The sequence below is a fragment of the Microtetraspora malaysiensis genome, from assembly GCF_050947145.1.
GTDB classification, from domain to species: Bacteria; Actinomycetota; Actinomycetes; order Streptosporangiales; family Streptosporangiaceae; genus Microtetraspora_A; species Microtetraspora_A malaysiensis.
The window spans coordinates 3,051,349-3,075,717 of record NZ_CP191998.1 but is presented as its reverse complement, the minus strand read 5'-3'; the positions used below and the strand labels follow the sequence as shown (position 1 = coordinate 3,075,717).

Annotated in this window: 14 protein-coding genes, 3 rRNA genes and 1 pseudogene; 4 read left to right on the top strand and 14 right to left on the bottom strand. The window is 67.6% G+C overall.

The features are described from left to right. The first annotated feature begins 26 nt into the window (after positions 1-26). A complete protein-coding gene (locus ACQP1V_RS14650; RefSeq protein ID WP_245658765.1) occupies positions 27-1,253 on the top strand; it encodes a DUF1015 family protein in 1,227 nt (408 codons plus the stop codon). 284 nt (positions 1,254-1,537) lie between these two features. On the opposite strand, the pseudogene ACQP1V_RS14645 reads toward ACQP1V_RS14650, so the two are convergent. Beyond that, positions 1,538-1,804: pseudogene (locus tag ACQP1V_RS14645) on the bottom strand (single-stranded DNA-binding protein); the annotation flags it as partial. 91 nt (positions 1,805-1,895) lie between these two features. Here ACQP1V_RS14645 and ACQP1V_RS14640 point away from each other — a divergent pair. Continuing rightward, entirely contained in the window at positions 1,896-2,822 is a 927-nt protein-coding gene (locus ACQP1V_RS14640; protein ID WP_387416628.1) for an MBL fold metallo-hydrolase, read from the top strand. 121 nt (positions 2,823-2,943) lie between these two features. On the opposite strand, the gene ACQP1V_RS14635 is transcribed toward ACQP1V_RS14640, so the two are convergent. Then, a complete protein-coding gene (locus ACQP1V_RS14635) occupies positions 2,944-3,876 on the bottom strand; it encodes a hypothetical protein (protein ID WP_433423022.1) in 933 nt (310 codons plus the stop codon). Between ACQP1V_RS14635 and ACQP1V_RS14630 the strand changes: the two genes are divergently transcribed. Then, positions 3,865-5,379 (top strand): hypothetical protein, encoded by a 1,515-nt coding sequence (locus ACQP1V_RS14630; protein WP_433423019.1) that lies wholly within the window; start codon positions 3,865-3,867, stop codon positions 5,377-5,379. The genes ACQP1V_RS14635 and ACQP1V_RS14630 overlap by 12 nt on opposite strands. 1,496 nt (positions 5,380-6,875) lie before the next feature. Here ACQP1V_RS14630 and rrf read toward each other — a convergent pair. The 4 genes from rrf to tyrS all read right to left on the bottom strand — a co-directional run bounded on the left by rrf (position 6,876) and on the right by tyrS (position 14,960). Further along, positions 6,876-6,992: ribosomal RNA gene (gene rrf, locus ACQP1V_RS14625) — 5S ribosomal RNA — on the bottom strand. A gap of 88 nt (positions 6,993-7,080) precedes the next feature. Continuing rightward, positions 7,081-10,184 (bottom strand): 23S ribosomal RNA (locus tag ACQP1V_RS14620). Positions 10,185-10,555: 371 nt separating this feature from the next. Then, positions 10,556-12,077, bottom strand: a 16S ribosomal RNA gene (locus ACQP1V_RS14615). The 16S, 23S and 5S rRNA genes sit together here, the layout of an rRNA operon. 1,617 nt (positions 12,078-13,694) lie before the next feature. Beyond that, complete coding sequence (gene tyrS, locus ACQP1V_RS14610; protein WP_067133916.1) at positions 13,695-14,960, bottom strand: tyrosine--tRNA ligase; 1,266 nt, start codon at positions 14,958-14,960, stop codon at positions 13,695-13,697. Positions 14,961-15,221: 261 nt separating this feature from the next. Here tyrS and ACQP1V_RS14605 point away from each other — a divergent pair, with 261 nt between their 5' ends. Beyond that, positions 15,222-15,599, top strand: a complete 378-nt coding sequence (locus tag ACQP1V_RS14605) for an arsenate reductase family protein (protein WP_433423016.1) — start codon at positions 15,222-15,224, stop codon at positions 15,597-15,599. Between the two features lie 171 nt (positions 15,600-15,770). On the opposite strand, the gene ACQP1V_RS14600 is transcribed toward ACQP1V_RS14605, so the two are convergent. From ACQP1V_RS14600 to argJ, 8 genes are all read right to left on the bottom strand, one after another. Beyond that, positions 15,771-16,577: a DNA-3-methyladenine glycosylase gene (locus ACQP1V_RS14600; RefSeq protein ID WP_433423014.1), complete on the bottom strand. Its 807-nt coding sequence runs from the start codon at positions 16,575-16,577 to the stop codon at positions 15,771-15,773. A 2-nt stretch (positions 16,578-16,579) separates the two neighbouring features. Then, the gene (gene argH, locus ACQP1V_RS14595; RefSeq protein ID WP_387413531.1) at positions 16,580-17,995 is read right to left on the bottom strand and encodes an argininosuccinate lyase; all 1,416 of its coding nucleotides are present in this window, start codon (positions 17,993-17,995) and stop codon (positions 16,580-16,582) included. A gap of 85 nt (positions 17,996-18,080) precedes the next feature. Then, positions 18,081-19,280 (bottom strand): argininosuccinate synthase, encoded by a 1,200-nt coding sequence (locus ACQP1V_RS14590; protein ID WP_433423011.1) that lies wholly within the window; start codon positions 19,278-19,280, stop codon positions 18,081-18,083. 188 nt (positions 19,281-19,468) lie between these two features. Continuing rightward, on the bottom strand, positions 19,469-19,975 hold the full coding sequence (locus ACQP1V_RS14585) for an arginine repressor (RefSeq protein WP_067133922.1): 507 nt from the start codon (positions 19,973-19,975) through the stop codon (positions 19,469-19,471). After that, on the bottom strand, positions 19,972-20,991 hold the full coding sequence (argF, locus tag ACQP1V_RS14580; RefSeq protein ID WP_433423009.1) for an ornithine carbamoyltransferase: 1,020 nt from the start codon (positions 20,989-20,991) through the stop codon (positions 19,972-19,974). The genes ACQP1V_RS14585 and argF overlap by 4 nt, the downstream gene beginning before the upstream one ends. After that, positions 20,984-22,129 (bottom strand): acetylornithine transaminase, encoded by a 1,146-nt coding sequence (locus ACQP1V_RS14575; RefSeq protein WP_433425835.1) that lies wholly within the window; start codon positions 22,127-22,129, stop codon positions 20,984-20,986. The genes argF and ACQP1V_RS14575 overlap by 8 nt, the downstream gene beginning before the upstream one ends. Positions 22,130-22,197: 68 nt before the next feature. After that, positions 22,198-23,136, bottom strand: coding sequence for an acetylglutamate kinase (gene argB / locus ACQP1V_RS14570; RefSeq protein ID WP_433423006.1), 939 nt, complete (start codon positions 23,134-23,136; stop codon positions 22,198-22,200). Continuing rightward, positions 23,133-24,287 (bottom strand): bifunctional glutamate N-acetyltransferase/amino-acid acetyltransferase ArgJ, encoded by a 1,155-nt coding sequence (gene argJ / locus ACQP1V_RS14565; RefSeq protein ID WP_387413523.1) that lies wholly within the window; start codon positions 24,285-24,287, stop codon positions 23,133-23,135. The genes argB and argJ overlap by 4 nt, the downstream gene beginning before the upstream one ends. Positions 24,288-24,369 lie beyond the last annotated feature (82 nt).

Sequence of the window (24,369 nt, the reverse complement as noted above, 5' to 3'; positions counted from 1 at the left end):
TGGGCATTTATGGCAACATGCCCGGTATGGAGACTTCTGAACGGCCGGCCCTGGTGCTGCGTCCGTTCCGCGGTGTGCGCTTCACGGTGGACGATCTCGCTGCGGTGACCTCGCCGCCGTACGACCTCGTCTCCCCCGATGACGCTCAGGATCTGCTCGACGTCCACCCCAACAACGTGGTGCGCCTGATCCTTCCCGGTGTGAGCCACTACGCGGACGCGCGAGCCGAACTGGACGAGTGGTTGTCGTCCGGGGCCCTCACCGTGGACCCGCTGCCCGCGCTCTACGTGTACGAGCAGAGTGGTGCCGGGATCCTCCAACGCGGCCTGATCGGCGCCCTGGGGGTGGGCTCCCCCTCGGTGCTGCCGCATGAGGACGTCATGCCGGGCCTGATCGCCGACCGCCTGGCGTTGATGCGGACGACGGAGGCGAACCTCGAACCGATCTTCCTGCTGTACGAGGGCGGGGGGGCCGCGTCGCGGCTGGTGGACGAGGTCGCCGCGCTGCGCGTCCCGATCCTCGACGTCCAGACGGACGACGGATTCCGTCACCGCCTCTGGCCGGTGACCGACCCGGTGGAGATCGCGGCGATCGGCGAAGACCTGCGAGACCGGCAGGCGCTGATCGCGGACGGACACCACCGCTACTCCACGTACCAGAAGCTGTGCGAGGAGCACGAGGAGTCCGGCCCATGGGACTACGGGCTGGCGCTCCTGGTGGACTCCACGGTCTACCCACCCGATCTGAAGGCCATCCACCGGGTGATCCCCGGCCTGGCGCTGTCGGAGGCGGCGGCGCGGGCCAAGGGAGCCTGGCAGGTGCAGGAGTTCGTCTCGCTCGACGACGCGCTGTCCGGGCTCGCCACGGCGACGGGGCCGGCGTTCGTGCTCGCCGGAGACGGCCACGCGCACCTGCTGACCAACCCCGACCCGTTGCAGGTCGAACACGCGATGCCGCCCGAGCGGTCCGCCCGCTGGCGGGCGCTGGACACATCGATCCTCGCCGAGTTTCTCCTGCCCAAGGTCTGGGGCATCTCCGACAACGAGCGCCAGGTGCTGGTGGTCCATCACGACCCCTATGCCGCCGTACGACTCGCGTGCCAGTTGTCCGGGACCGCCGTCCTGCTCAATCCGCTGGCGACCGAGGACGCGCTGGCCGTGGCCGCCCAGGGTGAGCGCGTCCCCCGGAAGTCCACCTCGTTCAGCCCCAAGCCCCGAACCGGACTCGTCATGCGCCTCTTCGCCGTGGAGTGACCTTTCCCCGCGACGGCCTCGACCTCCGGACGTGTCTCCACCGCGGGTACGTCTCCAGCATCGGCCGGTGTCACAGATGGGGCGGCAGTTGCCGCGAAGGACGCCGGTGACGCCGACGGGGAAGAAGGACCGACCGGAGACAGCGTGTCCGGCGGCGGGGCCGCGGGGTGGTCGTCCGCTCCAGGCGTCTCCCTGGCGCGCTCAGCCGCGCCGAGCTCATCGTTGCCGGCGCGCGCTCTCCGGGCAGAACGACGTTCGACCAGGCGCGCCGTACAGACCTCGATCTCGTAGCGACTGCCACCACGCCACCAGCGGCGGCGCACCGCGCCCTCGACCTCGACGATGTCGTCGAGGCGCCAGCCGGACACGATCGCGCGGACGTCGTCCTCGAACGTCGCGCACTCGATGGCGTCGGCGCGCTGACTGCCCGGGTGATCGTCGGGCCTCCGGACCGCGAGCCGCCAGCGCGTGAGCACGACCCCACTGGGCAGCTCCCGATGCTCGGGCTCCATGGACAGCCGTCCGCGCAGGAGCACAGAGTTCAGATGCATGTGGTCTCTCCCCTCTCGTCGAGAGACCACTGTCCTTCACTAGGCTGAAGGAGATTTGCCCGAACCAGATTCTGGGGATATTGGGGTGACTGTGGACAACGTGACACCGCTGGGCGCGGACGTCTACGAGATCGACACGAGGATGGCGGGATATTCCGGCATCACCGCCGGTTATCTGATCCTGGGCGACCGGCCCTGTCTGGTGGAGACCGGAACCTCCACCTCAGCGCCGATCGTCAGGGACGCGCTGACGTCACTTGGCGTCGGCCCCGACGACCTGGCCACCGTCGTCGTGACGCACATCCATCTGGACCACGCGGGCGGTGTCGGAGACATCTCCCGCTTCTATCCCTCCGCCGAGATCGTCGTACACGAGAAGGGCGCCCGGCACCTCGCCGACCCGTCGCGGCTCATGGCGAGCGCGAAGATGGTGTGGGGCGACAAGCTGGACGTGCTCTTCGGCACCCTGGCGCCCACCGACGCGGCCCGGATCCGGGCGCTCGGCGACACCGGCAGCATCGACCTCGGTAACGGGCGGACGCTGTCGAGCCACTACTCCCCGGGCCACGCCAAGCACCACGTCGGTCTCCTCGACTCGCTCAGCGGCGACCTCTACGTCGGTGACGCTGCCGGTGTCTACCTGCCCGAGACGGGCGACCTCCGCCCCGCCACTCCGCCGCCGGACTTCGACCTCGGGGTCGCTCTCGACTCGATCGCCCTGTTCGAGGCACTTGGTCCGCAGCGGCTGCTCTTCAGCCACTACGGACCGGTGTCGAACGTGACGGAAACCCTCGAACGGTCGGCGGAGGAACTCCGCATCTGGGTGGACCTCACCCGCCAGGCCCGATCAGAAGGTCTCGACCTGGATCACGCGGTCGCGATGGTCCGCGAGCGGACGCACGAGCGGTACGCCGCCCTGCGGGGAGACGAGGCGACCGCCGAGCAGTTCGAGCTGCTCAGCGGCGCTCCGTCCAACGTCGCGGGCATCATTCACTGGCTGGACCGCACGTCAGGCTGATCTCCCGGCGCGTGCCGTACCCCCTACGGTCCGGGACAGGCACGCGAGCTCGAGGCCGATACGCGTACGGAAAAGGGCGGTGCCACCAGATCCGGTGGCACCGCCCTTCAGCATGTATCCGTCAGGACGCCGGCTTGTCCCGGTCCTCCGGGCCATCCAGGACGTCACCGAAGTGCGGTTCGATGAAGGCCGGCCCCAGAGCGCCCGCCTCCCCCTTGGCCGCATCCTCATTCTCCTCATCGGAGACGGCGTCGCCCTTCTCCTCATCGGAGACGGCGTCGCCCTCCTCGGCGGCCGGTGCGGCGGAGGGCTCCGGAGCTGCCACTTCCAGCGCCGACTCGCTCTCGTCCCCTGCCTCCGCGTCGCCGGAGACCTCATCCTCGCCGGACGGGAGCTCCTCAGCGACCTTCTCTGCCACGCCAGCATCGTCGGAGTCGCCGGAATCGTCGAGGTCGTAGTCCTCTTCGAGGTCCTCGATGACGCCACCGGTCAGCTGGGCATAGCGCTCGGCCGCGTCGGTCTCGCCGTCCTCGTCGAACGCCATCGCCTTGGCGAACCAGTCAGCGGCGGCGGCGTGGTGACCGGCGTCGGCGAGCGCGTCCGCGTACGCGAACGCGAGCCGGGCCGACCACGGCCGCGGCTGCGGATCGCGCAGCTCCGGCACCCGCTGAAGCGTGATCACCGCGGCGTCGTGCTGGCCGAGATCACGGCGGGCGCCGGACTCGACGATCGCCAGCTCGATCTTCCCGGCCCGGTCCAGTCGCTCGGCCTCGCGGGAGCGGACCAGATCCAGAGCACGTTCCGGTCGGCCGAGACCCCGCTCGCAGTCCGCCATGATCGGCAGGTACTCGTCCGAACCCGTCAGGCGCCGCGCGGCCCGGAGGTCGCCGAGCGCTTCGGCGTACTGACCCGCGTGGTAGGCCGCGATCCCGACCGCCTCGCGCACCACGCCGATCCGGCCGGCGAAACGGCGTGCGACCTTCGCGTGCTCGTACGCCCGCTCGGGCTCCTCCTCGCTCAGCGCGCGAGCGGCCGCCACCAGGTGGCTGGCCACCAGCTTGGCCAGGTCGTTCGGCAGCGACCTCAGCTCAGCGCGCGCCTCGCTGTCCAGCTCGTCCGGCGTGATGTCGGGCGGCAGCTCGGGCAGCTTCTCGCGCTCATTGGGCTCGGCCTCCTGCCCGTATCGGGTGCGGCTCCCGCCCGAGAAATCATCGCGGCTGAACGGCCTAGGCCCGCCGCGGTCCTCACGCGGGCGGTCGCGGAAACCGGCCTCGCCGTCACGCTCCCGGAACGGGCGCCCACCGCGCTCATCGTTCCGCTGGAAACGTCCACCCGACGGGCGCGAATCCGCGTCGCGGTCCCGGGAGCCGTAACGGCCGCCGAAGCCGCCGCCCTCACGCCGCGGACCACGATCATCACGATCACGGAAACCACGCGCAGAATCCCGATCGCCGTAGGAACGCTGCGGACGATCACCACGCGCCGCATCCCGGTCCCCATAGGAACGCTGCGGACGATCGTTGTCCCGATCCCCGTAGGAACGCTGCGGACGATCACCACGCGCCGCATCCCGGTCCCCGTACGAACGCTGCGGACGATCACCACGCGCCGCATCCCGGTCCCCATAGGAACGCTGGGGACGATCGTTGTCCCGATCCCCGTAGGAACGCTGCGGCCGGTCACCGAAGGACCGCTGACCACGGTCGTCCCGGGAGCCGTAACGCCCGCCGAAGCCGCCGCCCTCACGCCGCGGACCACGATCATCACGATCACGGAAACCACGCGCAGAATCCCGGTCCCCGTAGGAACGCTGCGGCCGGTCACCACGCGCCGCATCCCGGTCCCCATAGGAACGCTGCGGACGATCGTTGTCCCGATCCCCGTAGGAACGCTGCGGCCGGTCACCGAAGGACCGCTGACCACGGTCGTCACGATCACGGAAACCACGCGCAGAATCCCGATCGCCGTAGGAACGCTGCGGCCGGTCACCACGCGCCGCATCCCGGTCCCCGTACGAACGCTGCGGACGATCACCACGCACCGCATCCCGGTCCCCATAGGAACGCTGGGGCCGGTCGTTGTCCCGATCCCCGTAGGAACGCTGCGGCCGGTCACCGAAGGACCGCTGACCACGGTCGTCACGATCACGGAAACCACGCGCAGAATCCCGATCGCCGTAGGAACGCTGCGGCCGGTCACCACGCGCCGCATCCCGGTCCCCGTACGAACGCTGCGGACGATCATTGTCCCGGTCACCAAACGAACGCCGCGGACGATCGTTGTCCCGATCCCCGTAGGAACGCTGCGGCCGGTCACCGAAGGACCGCTGACCACGGTCATCCCGGGAGCCGTAACGGCCGCCGAAGCCGCCGCCCTCACGCCGCGGACCACGATCATCACGATCACGGAAACCACGCGCAGAATCCCGGTCCCCGTAGGAACGCTGCGGACGATCGTTGTCCCGGTCACCATACGAACGCTGCGGCCGGTCGTTGTCCCGATCCCCGAAGGTACGCCGCGGACGGTCAGCGCGGAAAGCGTCACGATCGCCGTATGAACGCTGAGGGCGATCTCCCGCGTCCCTGCTGAAGGGACGGTCACCGCGATCGCGTCCCCGGAAGTCGCCTCGGTCGCCGGAACGGCCCTCAGGCCGCTCGCCATCGCGCCTCACGGAGCCCCCTCGGCTCTCGTCGCCTCCGGTGGTACGACGCGGCCGGTCATTGTTCTCTTCGCCACGGCCCACGCCGTCACGTCCGTCTTCTCTGTTCACTTCTGTCCTCTATTACTCACTCACCGCGTACGGCTGGCAGGGATACTGGTCCCTCGTCCCGCCCCGCAGGAGATGGACTATGAGCCGGACGATGCTGAACGTCCACTTCCGGCCGAAAGTCTGAATGGCTGCCGGCTCTCGTCGCTCGCCGTGGCCTTCGCTCCTTGCCTGACGCGAAGAAGGCCACCCAATTGGGGGTGGCCCGACGGTCTCAAGCCTAGCAAGTCGCCACTACCACACAAGCCGAAGTCAGAACCCGTATCTTACGTGGCCCCAATCGCCTGTTTGCCGCCGTCACCGCGCCAGCGAAATCCCTGCCTTACTCACTGCGGAGAAGCACCCCAGCTGCTCGGATACGGCTTAGGCCCGGGTCACGTCACAGGGCTAGGGTCCGTAGGCGCTGCGGCGGGGGCGGCTCCGGCCGGCCGTGATAGTTGCGGCCCCAGTGATGCCGCTCCCGCGGCCATCGCGGGCGCGGTAGTACATGGCAACGGTCCTATCCTGGCCTCCGCAATCCCCCGCCTCCGCGCCAAACTCTCCCGCCGTACCCCGTCCAAGACCAAGTACGACCAGCACGAGAAGCCACACCCACACATCGACTCACAGCAACACGACCAACGGCAGAGGCGCGCCTCTGCCTCGGCACCCCCCAGCACAACCAGCCCATGCGCGGGAAAAGGTCGACCGTCACCATGCTGTCCCGGCTCAACCGGAGCACCCCTCGCCCAGCACTCAAAAAACTCAGCCAGCGCAGCAACAACGCAACCCAGACAGGCAGCGCCGACAACAGCACAACCTCACAGCCCGAGAGCACCTCCACAGGAACCGCGACAGGCCCTGACCAGACGCCGCCTAACACCACCCACGATCAACCCAGGCAAACTGCCCGACCTCAATAACGCCCGCCAGCACAGCTGCCCCCACATCGCGCTCGGGACCACCACCCACCGATAACAGCGATGAGCCGTCCAATAGGTAGCGCGACAGGCACACCCCCAGGACCTCTCGCAACAATGACCGAAGCACAACCCCCAAAACAAAAAAGGGGCCCACCGGACCCCTCAAAACATCACCACACAAACCACCGCCGACACGACACCACCACCACCACCAGCCGCGGGGGAAACCACAACCCCGCCGGCCCCGGCCGCAACCACCAGCCGCGCACAGAAAAACCCGCCAACAACCAACACCGCACAACAAAAAAAGGGGCCCGCCCCCGGACCCCCAAAAACGAAGGAAGGGCCACCCCTGTTAAGAGGTGGCCCTTCCTCACAAAAATTGTCCGGCGGCGTCCTACTCTCCCACACCCTCCCGAGTGCAGTACCATCGGCGCTGGAAGGCTTAACTACCGGGTTCGGAATGTAACCGGGTGTTTCCCAACCGCTATAACCGCCGTAACCCTATGAAACACACAACCAGCCACCCACCATCACAGCGGGCAGGACTGTTTGCAGTCTCTGAATCGCATAGTCGACGCGAACATCTATGGACAAGTCCTCGGCCTATTAGTACCGGTCAGCTCCACACGTTACCGCGCTTCCACTTCCAGCCTATCAACCCGGTCATCTACCGGGAGCCTTACCCCACAAAGGGTGGGAGACCTCATCTCGAGACGAGCTTCCCGCTTAGATGCTTTCAGCGGTTATCCCTTCCGAACGTAGCCAACCAGCCGTGCTCCTGGCGGAACAACTGGCACACCAGAGGTTCGTCCGTCCCGGTCCTCTCGTACTAGGGACAGCCTCTCTCAAGTCTCCTGCGCGCGCAGCGGATAGGGACCGAACTGTCTCGCGACGTTCTAAACCCAGCTCGCGTACCGCTTTAATGGGCGAACAGCCCAACCCTTGGGACCTACTCCAGCCCCAGGATGCGACGAGCCGACATCGAGGTGCCAAACCATCCCGTCGATATGGACTCTTGGGGAAGATCAGCCTGTTATCCCCGGGGTACCTTTTAGCCGTTGAGCGACACCGCTTCCACAAGCCGATGCCGGATCACTAGTCCCAGCTTTCGCTCCTGCTCGACCCGTCAGTCTCACAGTCAAGCTCCCTTGTGCACTTACACTCGACACCTGATTACCAACCAGGCTGAGGGAACCTTTGGGCGCCTCCGTTACTCTTTAGGAGGCAACCGCCCCAGTTAAACTACCCACCAGACACTGTCCCCCACCCGGATACACGGGCGCGGGTTAGACGTTCAAAACGACCAGAGTGGTATTTCACCAATGACTCCACCCCAACTAGCGTCGAGGCTTCCCAGTCTCCCACCTATCCTACACAAGACGCTCCAAACGCCAATGTCAAGCTGTAGTGAAGGTCCCGGGGTCTTTCCGTCCTGCTGCGCGTAACGAGCATCTTTACTCGTAGTGCAATTTCACCGGGTCTGTGGTTGAGACAGCGGGGAAGTCGTTACGCCATTCGTGCAGGTCGGAACTTACCCGACAAGGAATTTCGCTACCTTAGGATGGTTATAGTTACCACCGCCGTTTACCGGCGCTTAAGTTCTCAGCTTCGCATACCCGAAGGCACACTAACCGGTCCCCTTAACGTTCCGGCACCGGGCAGGCGTCAGTCCGTATACATCGTCTTACGACTTCGCACGGACCTGTGTTTTTAGTAAACAGTCGCTTCCCCCTGGCCACTGCGGCCTCCACCAGCTTCGGAGGAAAACTCCTACACCAACAGAGGCCCCCCTTCTCCCGAAGTTACGGGGGCAATTTGCCGAGTTCCTTAACCACAGTTCACCCGAACGCCTTAGTATTCTCTACCTGACCACCTGAGTCGGTTTCGGGTACGGGCCGCTACGACACTCACTAGAGGCTTTTCTTGGCAGCATAGGATCACCCACTTCACCACAATCGGCTCGGCATCACATCTCAGGCTACATGGCAGACGGATTTGCCTATCTGCCGCCCTACATGCTTACCCCGGGAACAACCATCGCCCGGGATGGGCTACCTTCCTGCGTCACCCCATCGCTTACCTACTACCAGATCAGGCCAGGCGTTCACCCTCACCACCATCCCGAAGGACAGCAGGGGTTAAGGACCCTTAGTATCACTGGATTCGATATGGGCGCATCACAGCGGGTACGGGAATATCAACCCGTTATCCATCGACTACGCCTGTCGGCCTCGCCTTAGGCCCCGACTTACCCTGGGCGGATTAGCCTAGCCCAGGAACCCTTGGTCATCCGGCGCAGAAGTTTCTCACTTCTGATTCGCTACTCATGCCTGCATTCTCACTCGCACAACCTCCACGGCTGGATCACTCCGCCGCTTCACCGGTCGCACGACGCTCCCCTACCCACCCACACAAACGTGTGAGTGCCACGACTTCGGCGGTGTACTTGAGCCCCGCTACATTATCGGCGCGGAATCACTTGACCAGTGAGCTATTACGCACTCTTTCAAGGGTGGCTGCTTCTAAGCCAACCTCCTGGTTGTCACAGCAACTCCACATCCTTTCCCACTTAGCACACGCTTAGGGGCCTTAGTCGGTGATCTGGGCTGTTTCCCTCTCGACTACGAAGCTTATCCCCCGCAGTCTCACTGCCACGCTCTCACTTACCGGCATTCGGAGTTTGGCTGACGTCAGTAACCTTGTCGGGCCCATCGGCCATCCAGTGCTCTACCTCCGGCAAGAAACACGCAACGCTGCACCTAAATGCATTTCGGGGAGAACCAGCTATCACGGAGTTTGATTGGCCTTTCACCCCTACACACAGGTCATCCCCCAGGTTTTCAACCCTGGTGGGTTCGGTCCTCCACGCAGTCTTACCCACGCTTCAACCTGCCCATGCGTAGATCACTCCGCTTCGGGTCTACAGCATGCGACTCAAACGCCCTATTCAGACTCGCTTTCGCTACGGCTCCCCCACACGGGTTAACCTCGCCACACACCATAACTCGCAGGCTCATTCTTCAAAAGGCACGCAGTCACATCACAGACGCCCGAAGACGTCTACGCTCCTACGGCTTGTAGGCACACGGTTTCAGGTACTATTTCACGACCCCTCACCGGGGCGCTTTTCACCTTTCCCTCACGGTACTCGTTCACTATCGGTCATCAGGGAGTATTTAGGCTTACCAGGTGGTCCTGGCAGATTCACACAGGATTTCTCGGGCCCCGTGCTACTTGGGATCCCCTCAAGAAGCCTGCAAAATTTCGTCTACCCGGCTCTCACGGTCTACGGCGCCCCTTCCCAGAGGCTTCGACTATCCCACAGGTTTATCACTTCTCGCAGTCTCGGCAGAGACTGCCAGAGGGTCCCGCAACCCCGCACACGCAACGCCTGCCGGCTATCACACATGCACGGTTTAGCCTCATCCGCTTTCGCTCACCACTACTCACGGAATCACTCTTGTTTTCTCTTCCTACGGGTACTGAGATGTTTCACTTCCCCGCGTTACCACCAACCGCCCTATACATTCAGGCGGAGGCAACACCACATAACTGGTGCTAGGTTTCCCCATTCGGACATCCCCGGATCAACGTCTGGTTGGCGACTCCCCGAGGCTTAACGCAGCCTCCCACGTCCTTCATCGGCTCCTGATGCCAAGGCATCCACCGTGTGCCCTAAAAAACTTGGCCACAAAAGATGCTCGCGTCCACTATGCAATTCACAAACAACAAACAGCCAACCGAATCAACCCCGCCACCAACACCAGAAAACCCGGCAGGTATGGCAGAAGACCGGTCCCGTCAACGAGAGACAAGCAAACGCCCGTTCCCTCAGGACCCAACAGTGTGCCCAGCCAGCCCCAGCCCCCCGACAACCACGTTCCCACTCCCAACCAAACCTCGAAACGAGGAACGGTCAGACGGTACTAGCAGCCCGGAAACCCGAACCAACTGAATAACCAGTGCTCCACTAATGAGCTCGCCGCGCATCGGACACTCGCCGATGAACACGACATGGACTACTACCAACGTCAAGCCGGTAGAAGCCAGATGCTCCTTAGAAAGGAGGTGATCCAGCCGCACCTTCCGGTACGGCTACCTTGTTACGACTTCGTCCCAATCGCCAGCCCCACCTTCGACCGCTCCCCCCGGAAAACCGGTTGGGCCACGGGCTTCGGGTGTTGCCGACTTTCGTGACGTGACGGGCGGTGTGTACAAGGCCCGGGAACGTATTCACCGCAGCATTGCTGATCTGCGATTACTAGCGACTCCGACTTCATGGGGTCGAGTTGCAGACCCCAATCCGAACTGAGACCGGCTTTTAGGGATTCGCTCCACCTCACGGCATCGCAACCCTCTGTACCGGCCATTGTAGCATGTTTGCAGCCCAAGACATAAGGGGCATGATGACTTGACGTCATCCCCACCTTCCTCCGAGTTGACCCCGGCAGTCTCCCATGAGTCCCCACCACCCCAAAGGGCGTGCTGGCAACATGGAACAAGGGTTGCGCTCGTTGCGGGACTTAACCCAACATCTCACGACACGAGCTGACGACAGCCATGCACCACCTGTACACCAGTCCGAAGAGGGCCCCATCTCTGAGGCTTTCCGGTGTATGTCAAACCTTGGTAAGGTTCTTCGCGTTGCGTCGAATTAAGCAACATGCTCCGCCGCTTGTGCGGGCCCCCGTCAATTCCTTTGAGTTTTAGCCTTGCGGCCGTACTCCCCAGGCGGGGCGCTTAATGCGTTAGCTACGGCGCGGAAACCGTGGAAGGTCCCCACACCTAGCGCCCAACGTTTACAGCGTGGACTACCAGGGTATCTAATCCTGTTCGCTCCCCACGCTTTCGCTCCTCAGCGTCAGAACTGGCCCAGCAAGCCGCCTTCGCCACCGGTGTTCCTCCTGATATCTGCGCATTTCACCGCTACACCAGGAATTCCGCTTGCCCCTACCAGCCTCTAGCCTGCCCGTATCCACCGCAGACCTAGGGTTAAGCCCTAAGCTTTCACGGCAGACGCGACAAGCCACCTACGAGCTCTTTACGCCCAATAATTCCGGACAACGCTTGCGCCCTACGTATTACCGCGGCTGCTGGCACGTAGTTAGCCGGCGCTTCTTCTACAGGTACACGTCAACTTCGTCCCTGCTGAAAGAGGTTTACAACCCGAAGGCCGTCATCCCCCACGCGGCGTCGCTGCGTCAGGCTTTCGCCCATTGCGCAATATTCCCCACTGCTGCCTCCCGTAGGAGTCTGGGCCGTGTCTCAGTCCCAGTGTGGCCGGTCGCCCTCTCAGGCCGGCTACCCGTCGTCGCCTTGGTAGGCCACTACCCCACCAACAAGCTGATAGGCCGCGAGTCCATCCCCAACCGAAAAAACTTTCCACCACCATCGGATGCCCGAAGTAGTCATATCCGGTATTAGACCCAGTTTCCCAGGCTTATCCCAGAGTCAGGGGCAGGTTACTCACGTGTTACTCACCCGTTCGCCGCTCGAGTACCCCGAAGGGCCTTTCCGCTCGACTTGCATGTGTTAAGCACGCCGCCAGCGTTCGTCCTGAGCCAGGATCAAACTCTCCAAACAATGTTTTCGAGTTTTTCCTGGCCAACATTCGACATGAATGTCAACCAAAGGAATCCATCCCCCCACACCCGAAGATGCAGGTAAGGACGGGGTTGTGCATCATGCACTGGCTTTTAGCACACTGTTGAGTTCTCAAGAAACGGACGCGAGCACCATCACGACCGGCCGTCTCGACCGACCCCTCTGGGGCATTGATCTCGTCTGTTCAATCCCGAGAGTTCCAACCGATCATCGGCTGGACCTCACCGTGGGATCCGATCCCCGTCTCCGGGGCAACCACTCCAGACTACCTCACTGTCTGCTCCCTGTCCAGTCAGCCTGGCGGGCTGAAATCTGGACACCTTGCGAAGCGACGGGATCGACCCTGGAGCCGGATCCATGTGGCTTTCGGAAGTGGCTGGCCCCTGGAGACCCGGCTCGCCTTGCGGCTTCCCTGTCTCTCGGGGCGAAGAGAACATTAGGCAAGACTCGGCGCATCGTCAAATCCGGGCTATCCACACAAAGGTGCAGGTCAGAGGGCTGATCACGAAAACCTGGCCCGGTTCGCGACACGACTGTTACCGCCGTCACAGACACTTTTGACCTCGCTGACCACCCTTCCGGGACCACCGGGACGTCCGCTCCCGGGTGGTCCGGAACGTCCCTCACCAGGGCACATGGCACGCCACCCGTCGGAATCGCCTGGTTCCGGGGAGCACGCGGAGGCGGGATCGCTTCTCACCGCGAGCCACTGCGACGACGTACGTGTCCTGAACGGTGACGCAGCCTTCCGCCGGCTCAGAACCACCATCGGCAGCGCCCCGGCGGCGCCTCAAGCAACCCGAGTGCCACCACGCGCTCCACCGCGCCCCGGCACCCAGTGCCGTGACCGGCAAGGTTTGCCCGGACGGACCGATGGTCCGGGGTGGTGCATCGCAAGGCGAAGGAGGAGGCCGTAGCGGAGCCCACGGCCGACAACCCCGGGCCCCGCGGAAAGTCCGAGCCTGCGAGGACATTTCGTGGGCGGGGCGTCAACGCCGCGAGGTGCCGCCCTGGGCGACGCGACGGGGCAAAGATTGACGGGAGGGGCATCAGCTCGGGATGCCGGCAAGCGAGCACCCCGAGGCCTGCCCTCCTCCCAAGGCTGCCGTCAGTGCGGTTGCCCGTCGTCACGTCCGGGCTCCCAGCCCAACAGCGTGGTACGGCGCGGCTTCGCACAGGATTCCGCCACATCGCTGAACGCGGAGCGGCGATCCCGCAGGCGTCCGGCGTCCCGGGCTGGGCCGGGGATGGGCGTGAACAAGACGACCCGGTCGGCGCCGCCGGGCGAACGAACGCACCGTGCCGCCGGACATGCCAGACGGGTGGGTCGGCACCGTCGGGGACATCCGGGCGATCGTGTCCGCGCTCGCGTAGCGCCGCGGATGGCGGCGTGGGCGCGGCGCTCAGCGGGCTCACCTGCCGCCGTCGGAATCACAACACGACCAGGGCCCCGCCGGACGGTGCCGGGAGGCCCTGGTCTCACTTCGTATCTCGCCCGAAGGGCACGGCTCCGGCCTTCACCCCCAGCCCTGGGCGCGTCCTCTCCGGGACAGCCCTGAGCCGCGGAGCCACAGGTCGGAAGCCTCCTGCGAACCGTCAGGCGACCTCGACGCCCCCGACAGTGCGCTTGCCGCGACGGAGGACGAGGAACCGGCCGTGCAGCAGGTCGTCCTGGCTCGGCACGTACTCCTCGTCGGTGATCTTCACGTTGTTGAGGTACGCGCCGCCCTCCTTGACGGCACGCCGCGCGGCCGACTTGGAATCGACCAGGCCGCTCTCGGCGAGCAGGTCGACGTACGGCAACCCGAGGGCGGGAACGGTCGCCTTGGGCACCTCGGCCAGCGCCGACTCAAGGGTCCGGGCGTCGAGTTCCTCCAGCGAGCCCTGCCCGAAGAGGGCGCGAGACGCGGCGATCACCCGGGCGAGCTCGGCTTCCCCGTGGACCATGGTCGTCACGTCCTCGGCGAGTGTCCGCTGCGCGGCGCGCGCGGCAGGACGCTCGGCGACGGCCTTCTCCAGCTCGGCGATCTCCTCCTGGGACCGGAAGGTGAAGACCTTCAGGAAGCGCACCACGTCCCGGTCGTCGGCGTTCAGCCAGTACTGGTAGAACGCGTACGGCGAGGTGAGCGCCGGGTCGAGCCAGATGGCTCCCCCGGCGGTCTTACCGAACTTGGTGCCGTCGGCCTTGGTGATCAGCTTGCCGGTGAGCCCGTGGACGTGCGCGCCCTCGACGCGGCGGATCAGGTCGACCCCGGCCGTGATGTTGCCCCACTGGTCGCTGCCGCCGAGCTGCAGCGTGCAGCCGTGCCGCCGGTACAGCTCCAGGTAGTCGTTGGACTGGAGGATCTGGTAGCTGAACTCGGTGTAGCTGAGCCCCTCACCGCCGAGGCGCGCGGCCACCGACTCGCGGGCCAGCATCCGGTTCACCGGGAAGTGCTTGCCGACGTCGCGCAGGAAGTCGATCGCGGACATCTTGCCGGTCCACTCGAGGTTGCTGACCACCGTCGCGGAGGTCGGCCCATCGTCGAACGAGAGGAACCGCTCCACCTGTCCCCGGATCCGGCTCACCCAGTCGGCGACGACGTCCGAGGAGTTCAGCGAACGCTCGGTGCTGCGGCCACTCGGGTCGCCGATGAGACCGGTGGCACCGCCGACCAGCGCGATCGGCCGGTGTCCCGCCCGCTGGAATCGGGTGAGGATCAGCAGGGTGGCGAGGTTTCCCATGTGGATGGACGGCGCGGTCGGGTCGAAGCCGGCATAGACCGTGATCGGACCCTCGGCCAGTGCCTTGCGCAGCGCGTCGGCATCGGTGGTCTGCGCGATGACATCGCGCCATTCGAGCTCATCGAGGATGTCGGTCACGATCTCGGCCTTCAGTGTCGATGGATGGGTCTTCGATGGATGTACGGCTTTCGCCCCCGTACCAGCCTGCCTGATCACAAAACCCTATCGCCACTCAATAGCTGGCCGGGCCGGGCGGCGGGGGCCGGACGTGCCGGTGGGTCCACGGTGGCCGGGCTTCGGGTGTGAGAAGGGACACCTCCCCACCCGGAGATCCCCCGGAGGGAGCGTCCCGGCGCGCGTTCGCCCTCCGCCCGGCGCTCCGGCGGAAGAATGGGCGCCATGGAAATCTGGATCAATCCGGCCTGTTCCAAGTGCCGCTCCGCGCTGTCGCTCCTGGACGAGGAGGGCGCCCAGTACACGGTCCGCCGCTACCTGGAGGACCCGCCGACCGCCGAGGAACTCGAGGACGTGCTCCGGCGGCTCGGCCTGGAGCCGTGGGACATCGCCCGCGTCGGGGAGACGGCGGCGGTGGAGCTCGGCATGGCGTCGTGGCCCTGCGACAAGGAGAACCGCGGCCGGTGGATCGCTGCGCTGGCCACCCACCCGATCCTGATCCAGCGGCCGATCATCACCGCGGACGACGGGACGGCTGTCGTGGGCCGGTCGCCCGAGTCGGTCCGGTCGGTCCTGCCTCCCGCTCGGCCCACGGCCGGCTGAGATCCCCGCGATCCGCGGGGATCGCGGCGTACTGCCCGGCCAGAGAACCTCTCCGTCGCCGGGAGGGCCACGAGCGCGAACACGTGTCCCGCCACGTCGAGCGGCCGGACATCTCGCGGTTCGCCGGACTCTCACCTGTCGTACAGGCGGAGCCTCCGGCGGGCCGGGGGCTCAGCGCACCTCGGGTTGGGGGCCCTCGGTCCGGCCACGACGCCGGGGCACGTGCGGCCGGTACGGCGAAACGGTGGGGTCGCCGTCGATCCAGAACCGCCAGGGCGTCTCGGCGCCGGAGGAGACACCCGTACGCGGTCCGGTGCGGATGAGCGCGGGATCGGCGGGCCTGCCGGTGAAGACGCGGATCGGCCCCTGCGCGCAGCAGTCGAGGCCGTTGTGCCGCCGTTCGAAGCCGAGGGCGACGGCCAGCCGCGCCGGCCCTCGGGCGAGGTCGCGGTCGGGGATGCTCCGGCGTCCCCCCGGGCGAATACCGCTCTCGCCCGCCCCCGGATCGTCGGGTGCCCCGCCGCCGGTGGAGAGGCGGCGGGCGAGGGCGAGGTCGGCCCCGGCGATCACCTCGCCGGCCCGCATGAGCACGGCCGAGCCGCGCCCCTCCGGCAGGCAGACGAGGTTGGCGCAGAAGTGCATGCCGTACGTGAAGTACACGTACAGGTGGCCGGGTTCGCCGAACATGACGGCGTTGCGCGGGGTTCGGCCGCGGTAGGTGTGCGCGGCCGGGTCCTGGCCCGGCCCGCCGTACGCCTCCACCTCGGTGAGCCGGACGGCCACCGGGCCGTGCGCGACCACGCGACCGAGCAGGTCCGCCGCGACCTCGGGGGACGGCCGGTCGAAGAACGCCCGGTCCAGGGGCGCGCCCGCCCCCGGACCGAGAACGGCGAGGTCGGCGGGCCCCACGACGGGGCTCGCGTGACCGGTCTCACCGGAGGCGGCGGGCCCCCCGTGGGCGTCCGGACCTGCCGTCATGGTCAGCTTCCGCTCGCCCACGCCGCCTGGACGTCGGCGATCTCGCGCAGCGCGGCGAGCTGGTCCCGGACACGGTCGGGGGCGGTGCCGCCGTGGGCCTTGCGGGCGGCGAGGGCGCCGGCCACGTTGAGCACGTCCCTGACGTCCGGGGTGAAGTGCGGCGAGACCTTGGCCAGCTCGTCGTCGGTGAGGTCGCCGAGGTCCTTGTCGTTGACCTGGCACCAGACGACCAGGTGGCCGACCGCCTCGTGCGCGTCGCGGAACGGGACGCCCTTGCGGACGAGCAGCTCGGCCAGATCCGTCGCGAGGGCGAAGCCGTCGGGGGCGCTCGCCTCGAGCTTGGCCGTGTTGACCCGCATGGTGGACACCAGGCCGGACACGGCGGGCAGCACCAGGAGCAGCGTGTCGACCGCGTCGAACACCGGCTCCTTGTCCTCCTGCAGGTCACGGTTGTAGGTGAGCGGCAGGCCCTTGAGCGTCGTCAGCATCGTCATCAGCGCCCCGATAAGGCGGCCGCTCTTGCCCCTGGCCAGCTCGGCGACGTCCGGGTTCTTCTTCTGCGGCATGATCGACGAGCCGGTGGAGTAGGCGTCGTCCATCTCGATCCAGCGGAACTCCTGGGAGGCCCACAGGACGATCTCCTCGCCCAGCCGGGACAGGTGGACGCCGACCATCGCCGCGCAGAACAGGAACTCGGCGGCGAAGTCGCGGTCGGCGACCGCGTCCATCGAGTTGGGCGCGGCGGAGTCGAAGCCGAGCTCGGTCGCGACGGCCTGCGGGTCGAGCGGCAGGGAGGAGCCGGCGAGGGCGCCGGAGCCGAGCGGGGAGATCGCGGCGCGGCGGTCCCAGTCCCGCAGCCGGTCGATGTCCCGCGTCAGCGGGTGGACGTGGGCGAGCAACTGGTGGCCGAACGACACCGGCTGGGCGTGCTGCAGGTGGGTCATGCCGGGGGCGGCCGTGGAGGCGTGCGCCTCGGCCTGGCTCATCAGCGCGGTCTCCAGCTCGACCAGGCGCGAGACGATCGTGCGGACGTGGTCGCGCAGATACAGCCGCAGGTCGGTGGCCACCTGGTCATTACGGCTGCGGCCGGCCCGCAGCTTCCCGCCGAGCGTGCCGAGCCGTTCGAGCAGGCCGCGCTCCAGCGCGGTGTGCACGTCCTCGTCGGCGACCGTCGGCCGGAACTCGCCGGCCTTGCAGGCCCGCTCGAGGTCGTCGAGCGCGCCGATCATCCGCCCGAGCTCCTCCTCCGTCAGCAAGCCGGCGCGGTGCAGCACCCTCGCGTGCGCGCGCGAGGCCAGCAGATCGTACGGCGCGAGCCGCCAGTCGAACTGCACGCTCACCGACAGGCGGGTGAGCGCGTCCGCCGGCCCTCCCTCGAACCTGCCGCCCCACAGCCGCATCGGCTTGTTGTCCGCCACCGTCGTTCTCCCTCCGAGTTTCATCCGCGACCTTAACCGACATGAACCCCGGCTCCGACCGGAGCCGGGGCGCACGTCACACCTTCTAGCCCTGGCGGGCGTCGCGGCCGGCCGCGATCTTGCTGGGCAGCGACCAGAGCTGGACGAAGCCCTTGGCCAGCGACTGGTCGAACGCGTCGCCCGTGTCGTAGGTGGCCAGTGAGAAGTCGTACAGCGAGGCGTCCGAGCGCCGGCCGGTGGCGACGGCGCGGCCGCCGTGCATGACGAGCCTGATGTCGCCGGAGACGTGCTGCTGGGCGTCGGCGATGAACGCGTCGAGGGCGTTCTTCAGCGGCGAGAACCACAGGCCGTCGTAGACGAGCTCGCCCCACCGCTGGTCGACGGAGCGCTTGAACCGGGCGAGGTCACGCTCGACGGTGACGTTTTCCAGCTCCATGTGCGCGGTGATCAGCGCGATCGCGCCGGGGGCCTCGTAGATCTCGCGCGACTTGATGCCGACGAGCCGGTCCTCGACCATGTCCAGGCGGCCGACGCCCTGCGCGCCCGCGCGCCGGTTCAGCTCGGCGATGATCTCGAACGGCGAGAGGGTGCGGCCGTCAAGGGCCACCGGCACACCCTGGGCGAAGGTGATGACGACCTCGTCGGCCTCGCGCGGCACGGTCGGGTCGGAGGTGTAGTCGTACACGTCCTCGATGGGCGCGTTCCAGATGTCCTCGAGGAAGCCGGTCTCGACGGCGCGGCCCCACAGGTTCTGGTCGATGGAGTACGGCGACTTCTTGGTGACGTCGATCGGCAGGCCCTTCTCCTCGGCGAAGGCGATGGCCTTGTCGCGGGTCCAGGCGTAGTCGCGGGCCGGGGCGATGACCTTGAGGTCCGGGTTCAGCGCGGCGAGGCCGGCCTCGAAGCGCACCTGGTCGTTGCCCTTGCCGGTGCAGCCGTGCGAGACGTGGGTGCCGCCGAACTCCTCGGCCGCCGCCGCGAGGTGCTTGACGATCAGGGGCCGGGACAGGGCGCTGACCAGCGGGTAGCGATCCATGTACAGCGCGTTCGCCTGGAGTGCGGGGACGCAGAAGTCCCGGGCGAACTCCTCGCGGGCGTCGACGACGACGGCCTCGACCGCACCGCAGTCGATCGCGCGCTTCCGGATGGCCTCCATGTCCTCACCGCCCTGGCCGACGTCCACCGCGACGGCGATGACCTCGGCGCCGGTCTTCTCGGCGAGGAACGGGATGGCCACAGAGGTGTCGAGGCCGCCGGAGTAGGCGAGTACGACCCTGTCACTCATGATCATTCTCCAATTACGTGGTCACGTTTATGTTTTCACAGGTCACACTGCCTGTCGGCACTTCCGCTTCCGGATCGGCGGCGCGAATGCCGCTCCGTTCCACTGCTTCACGGTCACCGAATGTGATCACTCTCGTGTGCCGTGCACCGGTGTGTCGTGTGATCGCCTCTTGACTCGAACCGGCGGCTTCAGCCTCGGCGGTCCGCCAGTTTGAGCAGGGCGGCCGCAAGTTCCTCTCCCCCTAGCGGGTCACGGCTGATCACCAGGATGGTGTCGTCGCCCGCGACCGTGCCGAGGATGGACTCCCAGTCGGCATGGTCGATGGCCGAGGCCAGGAACTGCGCGGCTCCCGGAGGGGTGCGCAGGATGACCAGATTCGCCGATGCCTCCGCCGAGACCAGGAGCTCCTCGGCGATGCCGCGGAGCCGGGCGTAGGGGTTCTCCCCCGTGCCGGTCCGGTAGAGCGGGATCCGGCCGCCTCCCTCTCCCGGAACCGCGTATACCAAGGTGCCGTCGTCGGTCCGCAGCTTGAGCGCGCCCAGCTCGTCCAGGTCGCGGGAGAGCGTCCCCTGGGTCACCTCGACGCCGCTCTCGGCGAGCAGCCGGGCCAGCTCGGGCTGCGAGCGGATCTTGTTCCGGGTGAGCAGGTCGACGATCCGGGCGTGCCGTGCCGCCTTGGTCAGCGGGATCGTCACAGCGCCTCCCCGCGTCGCGCCACCGGCCCCGCCGTACCGGCTTCCGGGGCGCCGGACGCCTGCCCGCTGCGGACTGCCAGCCAGTGCAGCAACGCCTTCTGCGCGTGGAGCCGGTTCTCGGCCTGGTCCCAGACCACGCTCTGCGGACCGTCGATCACCTCGCCGGTGATCTCCAGTCCCCGGTACGCGGGCAGGCAGTGCAGCACGATGGCGTCCGGGCTCGCCTGGGCGAGCAGGTCCGCATCGAGCCGGTACGGCGTGAACGCCGCCACGCGCTCCTCCTTGCCGTCCTGCCCCATGGACACCCAGGTGTCCGTGGCGAGCACATGCGCCCCGGCGGCGGCCGCCGCCGGATCGCTGACCGCGGTGACGGAGCCGCCCGTGGCGGCGGCGATCTCGGCGGCCCGGTCGAGGATCACCGCGTCCGGCAGGTATCCGGCCGGGGCGCCGATCCGTACATGCATCCCGGCGGTGGCGCCGCCGAGCAGGTAGGAGTGGGCCATGTTGTTGGCGCCGTCGCCCAGGTACGCCAGGGTGAGGCCCTTGAGCATGCCCTTGTGCTCGCGGATCGTCTGCAGGTCGGCGAGGATCTGGCAGGGGTGGAACTCGTCGGTGAGCGCGTTCACCACGGGGACGGACGATATCGAGGCCATCGCCTCGACGCGCTCCTGGCCGGAGGTACGCCACACGATCGCCGCTACCTGGCGTTCCAGGACCCGGGCGGTGTCCTCGATCGGCTCGCCCCGTCCCATCTGGGAGGAGCCGGCGTCGATGACCAACGGCAGGCCGCCGAGCTCGCCGACGCCGACCGCGAACGAGACTCGTGTGCGGGTGGACGGCTTGTCGAACAGCACCGCGACGGTGCGGGGGCCGGCGAAGGGCCGGTAGCCGAAGCGGTCCTTCTTCATCGCGTCGGCCAGGTCGAGCACCTGCGCCTGCTCCTCCGGCGTCAGGTCGTCGTCCCGCAGGAAGTGCCTGACCTGCTTCGGATCCGCGACGGGTCCCTGACTAGCCATTGGCGGCCTCCAGAATGCCGGGAAGCGCGTCCACGAAGGACCGCACCTCGGACGATGTGACGACGAGCGGGGGCGCGAGCCGTACGGCGTCGGGCTGGAGCGCGTTGACCAGGAACCCGGCCTCCTGGGCCGCCTCCTGGACCCGCGCGGAGCGGTCGGCGGTGAGCACGAGGGCCAGCCAGAGGCCGCGGCCGCGCACGCCCTTGAGCAGCGGGTGGCCGATCGCTTCGATGCCGCCGCGGAGCTCCCGGGCGACGGCCTGGACGTGTGCCAGCAGGTCCTCGCGCTCGATCGTGTCCAGCACGGCCAGCGCCGCCGCGCACGAGACCGGGTTGCCGCCGAACGTCGAGCCGTGGTCGCCCTTCTCGAAGATCGTCCCGGCCGGGCCGATCCCGACGCAGGCGCCGATCGGCATGCCGCCGCCGAGGCCCTTGGCCAGGGTCAGCACGTCGGGCAGCACGCCGTCCGCCTGGTGGGCGAACCAGTGGCCGGTGCGGCCGATCGCCGACTGGATCTCGTCGGCCACCAGGAGCGCCCCAGTGGCGGAGCAGATCTCCCTGGCCGCCCGGAGGTACCCCTCGGGCGGCGGCACGACGCCGGCCTCGCCCTGGGTCGGCTCCAGAAAGACCGCGGCGCACTCGTCGGTCACCGCGCTCTTGAGCGCGTCGGCGTCGCCGTACGGGACGAAGCGGACGTCGATCGGGAACGGGCCGAACTGGTCGCGGATCGCGGGCTTGCCGGTCAGCGACAGGGCGCCGAGCGTGCGGCCGTGGAAGCCCATCTCGGCGGCGACGAAGTAGCTCCTGCCGTTCGCCTTGCCGTACTTGATGGCGAGCTTGAGCGCGGCCTCGTTGGCCTCGGTGCCGGAGTTGGCCAGGAAGACCCGTGCGGGCGCGCCGAGCAGGCCGCCCAGGCGCTCGGCCAGCAGCACCTCGGGCTCGTGCAGGAACAGGTTCGAGGTGTGCGCCAATGTCGCCACCTGCCGGGACACCGCCTCGACCAGCGCCGGGTGGCCGTGGCCCAGCGAGCTGACCGCGATGCCGCCGATGAGGTCCAGGTAGCGCCGGCCGTCGAGGTCCCAGACGGCGGTGCCCTCGCCGCGTGCGAGCGCGATCGGCGGCACGCCGTAGTTGGGCATGAACGCCGCCTCGAAGCGCTTCCTGAGCGCCTCTCCGGCCGGGTTCCGGCTCGGCTTCGTCTCCTCGCTCACGCGTCCTCCTTGATCGGAACGGCGGCCGGCCCGGGCTCGGCCGGGGCGGATGCGGAGTCGGGCAGGACCATCGTGCCGATGCCCTCATCCGTGAAGATCTCCAGCAACAAGGAGTGTGGCACCCGGCCGTCGAGCACGTGCGCCCGCGTGACGCCGCCGCGCACCGCGGTCAGGCACGCCTCCATCTTGGGGACCATGCCGCTGGACAGCGAGGGCAGCAGCTCGGCCAGCTCGGTCGCGGTGATCCTGCTGACGACCTCGTCGCTGTTCGGCCAGTCGGCGTAGAGGCCCTCGACGTCGGTGAGCACGACCAGCTTGGACGCGCCCAGCGCGACCGCCAGCGCGGCGGCGGCGGTGTCGGCGTTGACGTTGTAGATGGTGCCGTCCTCGCCCCGCGCGATCGACGACACGACCGGGATCCGGTTGTCGTTCAGCAGTGCCTCGACGGCTCCCACCTCGACGCCGACGATCTCTCCGACCTGGCCGATGTCCACGGCGACGCCGTCCACGACGACCTGCTTGCGCTCGGCGGTGAACAGGTGGGCGTCCTCGCCGGACATGCCGATCGCGAAGGGCCCGTGCCGGTTGATCAGGCCGACCACGTCGCGGTTGACCTGGCCGACGAGGACCATGCGCACCACCTGCATGGCCTCGGGCGTGGTCACCCGCAGGCCGGAGACGAAGCGGCTCTCGATGCCCTGCAGGTCGAGCTGCCGCTGGATCTGCGGGCCACCGCCGTGCACGATCACCGGGCGGAGCCCGGCGTACCTGAGGAAGACCACGTCGGCGGCGAACTTCTCGCGCAGGTGCTCCTCGGTCATCGCGTTACCGCCGTACTTGATGACGACGGTCGCGCCGTGGAAGCGCGCCATCCAGGGCAGCGCCTCGATGAGCGTGTGCGCCTTGTCCAGCGCGCCGTTCCTGCGGGGCGTCATGACGAGTACGCCGAGTTCTCGTGGACGTACGCCGCGGTGAGGTCCGTGGTGTGAATCGTCGCGGAGTGCGGACCGGCCGACAGGTCGATCGTGATCGTCACATCGCGGGGGCGCAGGTCCACCTTGGAACGGTCGTCGCCCACGGCGCCGCCGCGGCAGATCCAGACGCCGTTGATGGCCACGTTGAGCCGGTCCGCCTCGAAGACCGCGTCGGTCGTGCCGACCGCGGACAGCACCCGGCCCCAGTTGGGGTCCTCGCCGTGGATCGCGCACTTGAGCAGGTTGTTCCTGGCCACCGCGCGGCCGACCGTGACGGCGTCCTCGACGCCGGCCGCGCCCACAACCTCGATGGTGATCGCCTTGGACGCGCCCTCGGCGTCGACCAGGAGCTGGCGGGTGAGGTCGGCACAGACGTTGGTGACGACCTTCTCGAACTCGGCGAGGTCGGGCCGCACGCCGGAGGCGCCGCTCGCCAGCAGCAGCACGGTGTCGTTGGTGGACATGCAACCGTCGGCGTCCAGGCGGTCGAAGGTGACGCCCGTCGCCTTGCGCAGCACCGCGTCCAGCTCCTCGGAGGAGAGGTCGGCATCGGTGGTGATGACGCAGAGCATGGTGGCCAGCGACGGGGCGAGCATGCCCGCGCCCTTGGCCATGCCGCCGACCATGTAGCCGCCCTCTCCCCTGCGGAAGGCGATCTTGCTGACCGTGTCGGTGGTCCTGATCGCGTCGGCGGCGGCCAGGCCGCCGTCCCTGGAGAGCTGGGACACCGCGGTCTCGACCCCGCCGAGCAGCGCGTCCATCGGCAGCCGCTCGCCGATCAGGCCGGTGGAGCAGACCGCGATCTCGCCCGCCGAGTCCGCGAGCGCGGCGGCGACCTTCTCGGCCGTGGCGTGGGTGTCCTGGAAGCCGAGCGGCCCAGTGCAGGCGTTGGCGCCGCCGGAGTTGAGGACCACCGCCTTGACTCGGCCGCCGGAGAGCACCTGCGCCGACCACAGCACCGGGGCGGCCTTGACGCGGTTGGCGGTGAAGACGCCCGCCGCCGCGTGGGACGGCCCGTCGTTGACGACGAGCGCGAGGTCGCGCGCGCCGCTCGCCTTGATGCCCGCCGCGATGCCCGCCGCCCGGAACCCGAGTGGAGCCGTGACGCTCATACTTCCTCCTCGCCTCGCGGCCCCGGGCCGCTGTCGCCTGTCACGTGCCGTTCTTGCGTTCGCCCGCTGCTGTGGTGCGCCG

What these genes read in the sequence shown, in the direction of transcription:
- argB (WP_433423006.1), bottom strand. Translation starts at nt 23,136, where the DNA reads ATGACGCCCCGCAGGAACGGCGCGCTGGACAAGGCGCACACGCTCATC.
- ACQP1V_RS14575 (WP_433425835.1), bottom strand. Translation starts at nt 22,129, where the DNA reads ATGCCCAACTACGGCGTGCCGCCGATCGCGCTCGCACGCGGCGAGGGC.
- argJ (WP_387413523.1), bottom strand. Translation starts at nt 24,287, where the DNA reads ATGAGCGTCACGGCTCCACTCGGGTTCCGGGCGGCGGGCATCGCGGCG.
- ACQP1V_RS14590 (WP_433423011.1), bottom strand. Translation starts at nt 19,280, where the DNA reads ATGAGTGACAGGGTCGTACTCGCCTACTCCGGCGGCCTCGACACCTCT.
- argF (WP_433423009.1), bottom strand. Translation starts at nt 20,991, where the DNA reads ATGGCTAGTCAGGGACCCGTCGCGGATCCGAAGCAGGTCAGGCACTTC.
- ACQP1V_RS14650 (WP_245658765.1), top strand. Translation starts at nt 27, where the DNA reads ATGGAGACTTCTGAACGGCCGGCCCTGGTGCTGCGTCCGTTCCGCGGT.
- ACQP1V_RS14600 (WP_433423014.1), bottom strand. Translation starts at nt 16,577, where the DNA reads ATGACGGCAGGTCCGGACGCCCACGGGGGGCCCGCCGCCTCCGGTGAG.
- ACQP1V_RS14605 (WP_433423016.1), top strand. Translation starts at nt 15,222, where the DNA reads ATGGAAATCTGGATCAATCCGGCCTGTTCCAAGTGCCGCTCCGCGCTG.